This is a genomic window from Bradyrhizobium campsiandrae, from assembly GCF_014529705.1.
Lineage (GTDB): Bacteria > Pseudomonadota > Alphaproteobacteria > Rhizobiales > Xanthobacteraceae > Bradyrhizobium > Bradyrhizobium campsiandrae.
Genome location: NZ_JAANIH010000120.1, coordinates 1 through 10,721, shown reverse-complemented (window position 1 = coordinate 10,721; position 10,721 = coordinate 1). Strand labels below are relative to the sequence as shown.

The 10,721-nt window shown below is 64.6% G+C and carries 10 protein-coding genes; 5 read left to right on the top strand and 5 right to left on the bottom strand.

Going from position 1 to position 10,721, the window contains the following annotated elements:
- Positions 1-888: 888 nt before the first annotated feature.
- Both G8O24_RS41705 and G8O24_RS41700 read right to left on the bottom strand, forming a co-directional pair.
- Positions 889-1,731, bottom strand: coding sequence for an AAA family ATPase (locus tag G8O24_RS41705; RefSeq protein WP_188108294.1), 843 nt, complete (start codon positions 1,729-1,731; stop codon positions 889-891).
- Between the two features lie 105 nt (positions 1,732-1,836).
- Entirely contained in the window at positions 1,837-2,082 is a 246-nt protein-coding gene (locus G8O24_RS41700; RefSeq protein ID WP_128950191.1) for a GlsB/YeaQ/YmgE family stress response membrane protein, read from the bottom strand.
- Positions 2,083-2,205: 123 nt separating this feature from the next.
- Between G8O24_RS41700 and G8O24_RS41695 the strand changes: the two genes are divergently transcribed.
- The 3 genes from G8O24_RS41695 (at position 2,206) to sseA (ending at position 4,912) form a co-directional block, all read left to right on the top strand.
- Entirely contained in the window at positions 2,206-3,381 is a 1,176-nt protein-coding gene (locus tag G8O24_RS41695; protein ID WP_057754158.1) for a vWA domain-containing protein, read from the top strand.
- A gap of 65 nt (positions 3,382-3,446) precedes the next feature.
- The gene (locus tag G8O24_RS41690) at positions 3,447-3,860 is read left to right on the top strand and encodes a rhodanese-like domain-containing protein (RefSeq protein WP_188108293.1); all 414 of its coding nucleotides are present in this window, start codon (positions 3,447-3,449) and stop codon (positions 3,858-3,860) included.
- Positions 3,861-4,057: 197 nt separating this feature from the next.
- Positions 4,058-4,912 (top strand): 3-mercaptopyruvate sulfurtransferase, encoded by an 855-nt coding sequence (gene sseA / locus G8O24_RS41685; RefSeq protein ID WP_188108292.1) that lies wholly within the window; start codon positions 4,058-4,060, stop codon positions 4,910-4,912.
- Between the two features lie 18 nt (positions 4,913-4,930).
- Here sseA and G8O24_RS41680 read toward each other — a convergent pair whose 3' ends face one another.
- Complete coding sequence (locus G8O24_RS41680; protein WP_188108291.1) at positions 4,931-5,704, bottom strand: hypothetical protein; 774 nt, start codon at positions 5,702-5,704, stop codon at positions 4,931-4,933.
- Positions 5,705-6,072: 368 nt separating this feature from the next.
- Here G8O24_RS41680 and G8O24_RS41675 point away from each other — a divergent pair, with 368 nt between their 5' ends.
- Positions 6,073-7,245 carry a L,D-transpeptidase gene (locus G8O24_RS41675; RefSeq protein WP_188108290.1) on the top strand — a complete coding sequence of 391 codons (1,173 nt, stop codon included), beginning with the start codon at positions 6,073-6,075 and terminating at the stop codon, positions 7,243-7,245.
- A gap of 56 nt (positions 7,246-7,301) precedes the next feature.
- Here the strand turns inward: G8O24_RS41675 and G8O24_RS41670 are convergent, their stop codons facing one another.
- Together G8O24_RS41670 and G8O24_RS41665 are read right to left on the bottom strand one after the other, a co-directional pair.
- Positions 7,302-8,264 carry a D-2-hydroxyacid dehydrogenase family protein gene (locus G8O24_RS41670; protein ID WP_188108289.1) on the bottom strand — a complete coding sequence of 321 codons (963 nt, stop codon included), beginning with the start codon at positions 8,262-8,264 and terminating at the stop codon, positions 7,302-7,304.
- A gap of 144 nt (positions 8,265-8,408) precedes the next feature.
- On the bottom strand, positions 8,409-8,621 hold the full coding sequence (locus tag G8O24_RS41665; protein ID WP_188108288.1) for a hypothetical protein: 213 nt from the start codon (positions 8,619-8,621) through the stop codon (positions 8,409-8,411).
- 238 nt (positions 8,622-8,859) lie between these two features.
- Here G8O24_RS41665 and ettA point away from each other — a divergent pair, with 238 nt between their 5' ends.
- Positions 8,860-10,509 (top strand): energy-dependent translational throttle protein EttA, encoded by a 1,650-nt coding sequence (gene ettA, locus G8O24_RS41660; protein WP_188108287.1) that lies wholly within the window; start codon positions 8,860-8,862, stop codon positions 10,507-10,509.
- Positions 10,510-10,721: the final 212 nt, after the last annotated feature.

The following is a 10,721-nucleotide window of genomic DNA, read 5'->3' as shown; positions in this document are numbered from 1 at the left end:
GGCGATCGTACGTCGTCACGTGTCGCGAGCCGGGTTTGCGGTGGACGCGGCAGCGTCGGCACGAGGGGTATGGGCAGGGCGGGTAGTCCCTGTGAGCCCGAGACCCGCGTGCGAACGAACGGCGCTGTCAATTCGTCTCGCCTGCATTCTTTCGGCGCGTGTGCACACAGCCGGAAGACCCTGCGGCGCTGATGAACGCGCGTACGGCAAAACCGTGTGGTCCCGGCCGTCGTCGCTACGGTCAAGCCTTCGCGGAGATGCACGGAGCCCAACCGGGTGAATTGCATCGCCAATCTGCGGGGCGAGGGAGGCCAGAAGGAATTCGGCTCCCGGGAGAGCACGGCATAAGCCGTCGAACCACTGCGCAGGGAAGGCCGTGTGTTCGGCTTCACCTGTATGCCGCTGTGCATTCTCAATGCGTTTTATGCGCACAGCGGACCGTGGGTGCCAGTCGGCACCCGGCCTTCCCTGCGCCCTCTGCTTTTGGAGGGTGAGGAATGAAGCAAAGCTCGGGCGAGATCAGCCGCGAGGAGGTGAAGGCGTGTCTGCGATTGAGATGCGAGTCGGAGAACGACGCCGTTGCCGCAGAGATGCGAGTCGGAGAACGACGCCGTTGCCGCTTGCTCCGTCATTGCGAGGAGCCCTCGCGACGAAGCAATCCAGAGTCTTTCCGCGGAGGGATTCTGGATTGCTTCGCTACGCTCGCAATGACGGGGAGAGAGCGTGTGCGCCATCCATCACCGTCACCCTGAGGTGCTCGCCTCTTTGGCGAGCCTCGAAGGGCGACGGCCCGGCTGCATCTCGGCCGTGCATCCTTCGAGGCTTGTGGCGCGATGCTGTGCATCGCGCCACTCGCACCTCAGGATGACGGAGCTTGCAGAGTGCGATCTACACTTCCCGTCGGCTCAGGAACGCCAGCCGCTCGAACAGATGCACGTCCTGCTCGTTCTTGAGCAGCGCGCCGTGCAGCGGCGGGATCAGTTTGCGCGGGTCGCGCTCGCGCAGCTGCTCGGCGCTCATGTCCTCGTTGAGGAGCAGCTTGAGCCAGTCCAAAAGCTCGGAAGTCGACGGCTTCTTCTTCAGCCCGGGCACCTCGCGCACCTCGAAGAAGATGCGCAGGGCTTCCTCGACGAGGCGCTTCTTGATGCCGGGGAAGTGGACGTCGACGATGCGGCCCATCGTGTCGGCGTCGGGAAACTTGATGTAGTGGAAGAAGCAGCGGCGCAGGAACGCGTCCGGCAGCTCCTTCTCGTTGTTGGAGGTGATCATCATGATCGGGCGCTGCTTGGCCTTGATGGTCTCGCCGGTCTCGTAGACATGGAATTCCATGCGGTCGAGCTCGAGCAGCAGGTCGTTCGGAAACTCGATGTCGGCCTTGTCGATCTCGTCGATCAGGAGCACCGGGCGCTGTTCGGCGGTGAAGGCCTCCCACAGCTTGCCGCGCTTGATGTAGTTCTTGATGTCGGAGACGCGGCTGTCGCCGAGCTGGCTGTCGCGCAGGCGCGACACCGCGTCGTATTCGTAGAGGCCCTGCTGCGCCTTGGTGGTGGACTTGATGTGCCAGGTCAAAAGCGGCGCGTTCAGCGCCTTCGCCACTTCCTCCGCCAGCACCGTCTTGCCGGTGCCGGGCTCGCCCTTGATGAGCAGCGGGCGCTCGAGCACGATCGAGGCATTGACGGCGACCTTGAGATCGTCGGTCGCAACATAGTCCTTGGTGCCAGTAAACTTCATTGCGCGTCCTTGTTGGTCGTCGTTCCCGACATGGCCAATGTCCTGGCCTCGGTCGCGACATGGGAACGGCCGCGCAGGGCGGCCGTTCCTGGTTCGGTCAGGCTTTCAGACCCGTCTTATCAGCGAAAGGATCACCAGCACAATCACCGCGCCGATCGTGGCATCCACGATCGCCCCGACCGTGCCGGTGGCGAGCTCGATATGCAGCTGGGGCAGCACCCAGCTCGCCACCAGCGCGCCGATGATGCCGACGACGATGTTGCCGATCAGCCCAAATCCCGCCCCGTGGACAATCTTGCCGGCCAGCCAGCCGGCGATCGCGCCAATGATCAGCGCTGCGATGATTCCCATGACATCAGTCCCCAAAACGACCCTGTGAGGCCCTCAATTCTAGAGCAAATAGCCTCCGGGTCCAGCGCCCGGCTCTGCCCTCCGCCCCTTGACGTTCGCCCCCCGACGGGCAATCTGTCACCCATGTTCCTGCAATTCTTCACCTCTCTGCGCGATGCGCAGGTCCCCGTGACGCTGCGCGAATACCTCACGCTGATGGAGGCGCTCGACGCTGACCTCAGCGACTATTCGGTCGAGAATTTCTACTATCTGTCGCGCGCCTCGCTGGTGAAGGACGAGCGCAATCTCGACAAGTTCGACCGCGTCTTCGGCACGGTGTTCAAGGGGCTGGAAAGCCTGCTCGACGCCATGGAGAAGGCGGAGATCCCGGAGGAGTGGCTGAAGAAGCTCGCCGAGAAATACCTCTCGGAAGAAGAGAAGAAGCAGATCGAGGCCATGGGCTGGGACAAGCTCATGGAGACCTTGAAGAAGCGCCTCGAGGAGCAGAAGGGCCGCCATCAAGGCGGCTCGAAATGGATTGGCACCGCCGGCACCTCGCCGTTCGGCGCGCACGGCTACAATCCCGAAGGCGTCAGGATCGGCCAGGAGAAGAACCGCAACAACCGCGCCGTCAAGGTGTGGGACAAGCGCGAGTTCAAGGACCTCGACGGCAATGTCGAGCTCGGCATCCGCAACATCAAGGTGGCGCTGCGGCGGCTACGCAAGTTCGCGCGCACCGGCGCACCCGACGAGCTCGATCTCGACACCACCATCCGCGAGACCGCCAATCACGGCTATCTCGACGTGCACATGCGCCCCGAGCGGCGCAACGCGGTGAAGCTCCTGGTGTTCTTCGACATCGGCGGCTCCATGGATTCGCATATCGAGCAGGTCGAGGAGCTGTTCTCGGCGGCGAAGAGCGAGTTCAAGCACATGGAGTATTTCTATTTCCACAACTGCCTCTATGAGGGCGTGTGGAAGCAGAACAAGCGCCGCTTCACCGATCGCACGCCGACCTGGGACGTGCTGCACAAATACCCACACGATTACAAGGTCGTGTTCGTCGGCGATGCCTCGATGTCGCCTTACGAGATCATGGTGCCCGGCGGCTCGGTCGAACACGTCAACGAGGAGCCCGGTTCGGTCTGGCTCGACCGCATCATCCGCACCTATCCGCACACGGTGTGGCTCAACCCGGTCGCGCAGAAGCACTGGGACTATTCGGAATCGACCACCATCATCAAACGCATCTTTGCCAATCGCATGTACCCGATCACGATCGAGGGGCTGGAGAATGCGATGAAGGAATTGACGCACTAGCTTTGCTGCTATTCCGGGCTCGCGCTACGCGCGCCCCGGAATGACGAAAGAGAAGGGAAAATCACATGCCCCAAAACATCACCCGCGGCATCAAGCAGCTGTGCGACGAGGCCAATGCCGAGATCGAGACGCTCTCCGCCAAGGACGCCATCGAGATCTCCAAGAACGGCGACGTCGTCATCGTCGACATCAGAGATCCCCGCGAGATCGAGCGCGACGGCCGCATCCCCGGCGCATTCGCCTGCACCCGCGGCATGCTCGAATTCTGGATCGATCCGCAGAGCCCCTATGCCAAGCCGATCTTCCAGGAGGACAAGAAGTTCGTGTTCCACTGCGCCGGCGGCCTGCGCTCTGCGCTCGCGGCCAAGACCGCGCAGGACATGGGCCTCAAGCCCGTCGCCCACATCGCCGGCGGTTACGCCGCCTGGCGCGATGCCGGTGGTCCGACGGAAGCGTGGGAGCCGAAGAAGAAGGGGTGAGGGGTGGATCGCTCTCTCATCCGTCATTCCCCGCGAAAGCGGGGAATCCAGTACGCCGCAGCCCATCGGTTGAATCACAGCCGTCTCGGAGTACTGGATCGCCCGGTCGAGCCGGGCGGTGACAGGAGAGTTTGACGCGCACGGCTTCAACCTGGCTTGCGCAACGCGCGCCAGGAATGACTGCAAGGAAGTAACCAATGACCGCCACCGATCCCCTCGTCTCCACCGAATGGCTCGCCGCCCACATCAACGACGCCAACGTCAAGGTGCTCGACGCCAGCTTCAAGCTGCCGGGCGTGCTGCCGCTGCCGAAGGACGATTATCTCGCCGCGCATCTGCCGGGCGCGGTGTTCTTCGACGTCGATGCGGTGTCGGATCATTCCAATCCGCTGCCGCACATGTATCCGAGCGCCGAGCAGTTCGGCCGCGACGTCGGCAATCTCGGCATCGGAAACGGCGACACCGTGGTGCTCTACGATGCCGGTGGCTGGGTCGCCGCGCCGCGCGCGTGGTGGATGTTCCTGGCGTTCGGCCACAACAATGTGCGCATCCTCAATGGCGGCCTGAAGAAGTGGCGCGCCGAGGGGCGGCCCGTGGAGAGCGGCGAGGTCAAGCCGAAGCCGCAGACCTTCAAGGCGAGCTACGATCCGAAGCGCGTGCGGAGCATGCAGCAGCTGATCGCCAATGTTGAAAGCCGTGCCGAGCAGGTGATCGACGCCCGCGCTGCCGACCGCTTCGAAGGCCGCGCACCCGAGCCGCGCGCGGGCATCCGCTCCGGCCACATCCCCGGTGCGCGCAACGTGCCCTACAATCAACTGTTCAATGCCGCGACCGGCGAGATGAAGCCGCTCGAGGATCTGCGCGCCGCCTTCACCGGCGCCGGCGTCAAGCTCGATGCGCCGATCGTCACGAGTTGCGGCTCCGGCGTCTCCGCCGGCGTGCTGACGCTCGCGCTCTATCGCCTCGGCATCACTGACACCGCGCTCTATGACGGCTCCTGGTCCGAATGGGGCCAGGAGGGCGGCCCGACGATTGCAACCGGACCGGCGTGAAGAGAGGTGGAATAAGCCTCAGCGCGCGCGGGTGGCGGCGAGCGTCTGCTGTGGCTGGCCGAAGGGATCGAGCGCCTGCTGCAGCTGCTGAGGCGGAGGCGCCCGCCGCACGATGCGGTGACGCTTCTTCGGCTTGTGCTCGCGCGGCTTGCTCTCCTGGGCCGCTTTGTCGGCCTTGGGCTTCGCCGGCGCAGGCTTGGCGGTCGTGGTCGTAAGCTCGTTCAGCGCAGCCATTCGGGCCGCGGCGATGTCGCTGACGCGCGAGGCCAGGGCCGGTGTCGCGGTTCGTGGCACGTCGGTGGCCGATACGGCCGGGGCCGGGATCGTCGCGGGCACGGAAGCGGTCGTGTCGGCCGGGGTGAGCGTGTCAGCGGGCGCGGGTGCCACAGCCTCGCTCGTGGCCGGCTCGGCGGGCGGGGCGTCAGTGGCGGTCGCAGTTGGTGCGGTGGCCGCGACCTGAAGTTGGGGCTGGGCTTGCAGCGTCACTGCGGCCATCTGCTCCGGGGCGGTTTCGACCGCGGGCAGGCCGATGCTGGGGACCGCGTCCTGCATCGCAGGCGCGGCCTCGCTGGCGACAGGTGCGACCGGTTCGACGCGCAGCGCCGCGAGCACCGGCTGGGCCGGCTCGGGGCTTTGCGCGAACACCTGCTCCTGCGGGCCGTTCCGCCAGGAGGGGTTGCTGACATATTGCTCGTGGCTCGCCCGCACCAGCGCGGCGGCTCCCAAGCCGAACACCAGGATGGAGGTAGACAGCAGGATCGCGGCAAACAGGAAGCGGAAGCCGGGAAGCATTGACGGGTTACGAATTTCCGCCCCGGCGGGGTGTGGCCAGGGCCCATGAGCCATCTGAACGCGGTGACGGTACTGCTTGCCGCGTTCGCCACGCGGGGATCCGAGCTCAAAGCGGGTGGCGAATCAGGCTGATTCGACCATATCGCAACGTCTTCACGCCGTTCCGTAAAAAACGGGGTGCAGGACTCCGGCAATCTACGGCGTGATGCGATTTTGACCCCGTGATGCAACGGAGCAACTGTGTGCGATTGCATCACAAATCGCTAAATCAGGCATAATCAACCTGTTATGTCTTGAATGTGCCGCTATCTTCGGTCATCTGGCCGTCAACGGCTCGGACGGGGCCCGGGGACGATATAAGAGCGATGATGATCAAACATTTTCTGACGATATGCGCTGCCGCAACAGTCGCTGCGGCGGGAACCTCGCTCGCACAGGCCCAGAGCTATCCGGTCCAACAGGTCCCGAGCTACGGCGCCCCCGCCGAATACCGGCCCGGCGACCGCACCCCGAATTTCGACGCGTTGGATGAAGACGACGACGCGATGCCGCAGGCCGCGCTGCCGCCGCCCGGTCCGGCCGAAGATCCGCGCTACGCCCGCCCGGCCGGTCCTCCCCCGGTCTATTCGGCGGCCCCGCCGCAGGGTCCCGTGATGTCGCCGGATGATCCCCGTTATGGCCGTCCGGCCGGCGCTCCGCCGGTTTATTCCGCCGCCCCGCCTCAGGGGCCGGTGATGTCGCCCGATGATCCCCGTTACGGCCGGCCCGCCGGTCCGCCCCCGGTGATCTATGGCGATCGTTCGGGTCAGGCGCCCGCCAATGATGGCATGCGTCCGCCGGAAGCGGTTGGCAGCCCCGCCGCGACCGGTGCGGTGACGCCGCAGCCCGGTGGCCGGCCGACGTCGGTCGCAGCCCTGCCGCCCGAAGAGCAGCCCGACGCTGCGCCGGTGCAGCTGGCGCCAAACCTGCGCCGTCAGGAGGTTGCGTTCCAGACCAAGGAGCCGGCCGGCACCATCGTGGTCGATACGCCGAACACCTACCTCTATTACGTCCTCGGCAATGGCCGCGCGATCCGTTATGGCGTCCGTGTCGGCCGCGACGGTTTCACCTGGACCGGCGTGCAGAAGATCACCCGCAAGGCCGAGTGGCCGGATTGGCATCCGCCGGCGGAAATGATCGAGCGCCAGCCCTATCTGCCGCGCTTCATGGCCGGCGGCGAAGGCAATCCGCTCGGCGCCCGTGCCATGTATCTCGGCTCGACCGTGTATCGCATCCACGGCACCAACCAGCCCTCGACGATCGGCAAATTCGTCTCCTCCGGCTGTATCGGCATGCTGAACGAAGATGTCTCTGACCTGTTCGACCGCGCCAAGGTCGGCACCCGCGTGGTGGTGATGCCGGGCAATCCGCCGGCGGCTACGACGACCGCATCGGCCGCGCCAGCGCCCGGTCCGGCGCCGATGGCCGCTCAGGCAGGTCCGGTTCCGGGCACACAGCCGACGGTGGTGCCGCCGCTGCCCGCGCCGGTCACCGTGCGCTAAGCGCTTCGCGACAATTCAGATTGCAATGGGCGTGCTTCGGCACGCCCATTGTCGTTTCAGGCGAGCTTGCGCGGCAGTTCAGCACCCCTGGTGAAGGCATCAATCGCCTCGACCATCTGGCCGTAATGGATGCGCAGGCCATCCGCGGTGGCGTAGCCGAGATGCGGCGTCAGCACGACATTGTCGAGCTTGCGGAAGGGATGGTCTGGTGGCAACGGCTCGACCGAGAACACGTCGAGGCCGGCGCCCGCGATCTTGCGCTGCTGCAAGGCTTCCAGCAGCGCCTGCTCATCCACGATCGGCCCGCGCGCGGTGTTGACGAGGAACGCGGTCGGCTTCATGCGCGCAAGGTCGGCGCGGCTGACGAGGCCACGCGAGCGATCGCTCAGCACCACATGGATGGTGACGATATCGGCCTTGGCGAACAGCTCCTCCTTGCTGGCATAGCCGACGCCGGCGGCCGCACACTTCTCCGGCGTGAGGTTCGGGCTCCAGGCGATCACGTTCATGCCGAACGCCTTGGCGATGCCGGCCATCTTGGTGCCGAGCTTGCCGAGGCCGACGACGCCGAGCGTCAGCCCCTCGATCTCGACGCCGGCGAAGGTCTGCCAGGGCTCGCCTGCATGCATGCGGGCATTCTCGCGGCCGATGCCGCGGGTCAGTTCGAGGATCAGGCCCATGGTGAGCGGCGCGGTCGGGTCGCGCGAATATTGCGTGCCGGCGAGCGTGACGCCCTGTGCCTTCGCCGCCTCCATGTCGATCGCCGCGTTGCGCATGCCCGACGTCAGCAGCAGCTTCAGCTTCGGCAGCTTGCCGAACAGGCTCCTCGGAAACGCCGTGCGCTCGCGCATCGCGCAGACGATGTCGAAATCGGCCAGCGCGCTGGCGGCGGCCTGCTCGGAGGCGAAGGGATGGCTGAACACGGTGGTGTCGATGCGGTCGGACAGTTTCGACCAGTCGGCCGCGTCGAGAGCCAGGTTGAAATAGTCGTCGAGAATTGCACAGCGCAGCCGCGTCATCAGCGTTCATCCAGGGCCAGAGTTGACGGCGAGAGGTGGCGGCGCCGGGCGGGGGGCGCCATCGTCGGATCAGGGCCATGGTTGCGCGCAATCAGGCCGTCGCGCAAGCAGTCAGGGTCTTCAAAAGTCCGATAGGGGAAGGTCTCAGAGATCGCGGGGCTTCAGCCGGATCGGCGCATCCATGCCGTGCTTGGCGCGCCAGGCGGGACCCGGGCCGCGCATGTAGTGCAGTTCGGGCCGGTAGGGGTTGAAGGCGGTGGCGAAGAAGCGCTTCCAGAAGCCCTTGACCTCGGAGATCACAGAGGCGCGGCCGGCTTCTGCCGGAACGGGAAGGGAATGGGTCTCGATCAGAGCCATGATCATGGGCCTCGCTGTGCTCCCCGTTCATTCTGAGCAGGGGGCGCTGTTTCCGCGCGAAACCGAGCTTTGGCCTGATTGATTAAAAGATGGTTTCAATTGTCCGGATCGTCCTTCCGATTGGTGTCCGAACCGTATTCATCCGTGGTGAACGGAGGGAAAACATTGCCCTTTGGAGGCGGGATCGCTACATCGGCGGCTAAGCAAATCTCCTCAAATTGAAGGTTTCACGGGACCGATGGCGCGCCAGTTCATCTATTTCATGCAGGGCCTGACCAAGAGCTACCCGACCCGGAAGGTGCTCGATAACATCCACCTCAGCTTTTACCCGGACGCCAAGATCGGCGTTCTCGGCGTCAACGGCTCCGGTAAGTCGACCCTGCTCAAGATCATGGCGGGCCTCGACAAGGAATATACCGGCGAGGCCTGGGTCGCCGAAGGTGCCCGCGTCGGCTATCTCGAGCAGGAGCCGCAGCTGGATCCTGCGCTTTCCGTTCGCGACAACGTCATGCAGGGCGTTGCAAAGCAGAAGGCGATCCTCGACCGCTACAACGAGCTCGCGGTCAATTACTCGGACGAGACCGCCGACGAAATGACCAAGCTGCAGGACGAGATCGAGGCCCAGGGCCTCTGGGATCTCGACAGCAAGGTCGATCAGGCCATGGATGCGCTGCGTTGTCCGCCCGACGATGCCGATGTGACGAAGCTTTCGGGCGGTGAACGCCGCCGCGTCGCGCTGTGCCGTCTTTTGCTCGATCAGCCCGACCTCCTGCTGCTGGACGAACCGACCAACCATCTCGACGCTGAATCCGTGTCGTGGCTGGAAGGCCATTTGCGCAACTATCCCGGCGCGATCCTAATCGTCACCCACGACCGCTACTTCCTCGACAACGTCACCGGATGGATTCTCGAGCTCGATCGCGGCCGCGGCATCCCCTACGAGGGCAATTACTCGTCCTGGCTGGTGCAGAAGCAGAAGCGCCTGGAGCAGGAAGGCCGCGAGGACGCCGCGCACCAGAAGACCCTCGCCCGCGAGCAGGAATGGGTCGCCTCGTCGCCAAAGGCGCGCCAGGCCAAATCGAAAGCGCGCTACCAGCGCTATGAGGAGCTGCTCAAGCAGGCCAGCGAGAAGCAGACCCAGACCGCGCAGATCGTCATTCCCGTGGCCGAGCGGCTCGGTGCCAACGTGGTCGACTTCGAGGGCCTCAGCAAAGGCTTTGGCGATCGGCTCCTGATCGACAATCTCACCTTCAAGCTGCCGCCCGGCGGTATCGTCGGCGTCATCGGTCCCAACGGCGCCGGCAAGACTACGCTGTTCAGGATGATCACGGGGCAGGATAAGCCCGACAAGGGCACGATCACGGTCGGCGAGACCGTTCATCTCGGCTATGTCGACCAGTCACGCGATGCGCTCGATGGCAAGAAGACCGTGTGGGAGGAAATCTCGGGCGGCAACGAGCTGATCCTGCTCGGCAAGAAGGAAGTGAACTCGCGCGGCTATTGCTCGGCGTTCAATTTCAAGGGTGCCGACCAGCAGAAGAAGGTCGGCGCGCTCTCCGGCGGTGAACGCAACCGCGTGCATCTGGCCAAGATGCTGAAGTCCGGAGCCAATGTCCTGCTGCTCGACGAACCGACCAACGACCTCGACGTCGATACGCTGCGCGCGCTCGAAGAGGCGCTGGAGGATTTTGCCGGCTGCGCCGTCATCATCAGCCACGATCGCTGGTTCCTCGACCGTATCGCCACCCACATCCTGGCTTTCGAAGGCGACAGCCACGTCGAATGGTTCGAGGGTAACTTCCAGGACTACGAGAAGGACAAGATGCGCCGGCTCGGCCAGGACAGCATCATTCCGCACCGCGTGAAGTACAAGAAGCTGACGCGGTAGCGGCGGCCGGACGCCTAATGTTTGGAGCTAGGGGCGTCGGCATCCCTCTGCCTTAGTCTGCGATGTTGAATTTGAAGGCACTTCTCTAAATGTTTAGTCCCGGGCTTTGATGGTGCATCCTTATCGCACGATTCGAAGGAAGCGCTATGGGACAAGTTTTACACGGCTGCGCCACCACGACGGAGGCGGTCCGTCGAGCAATACAAAATAGT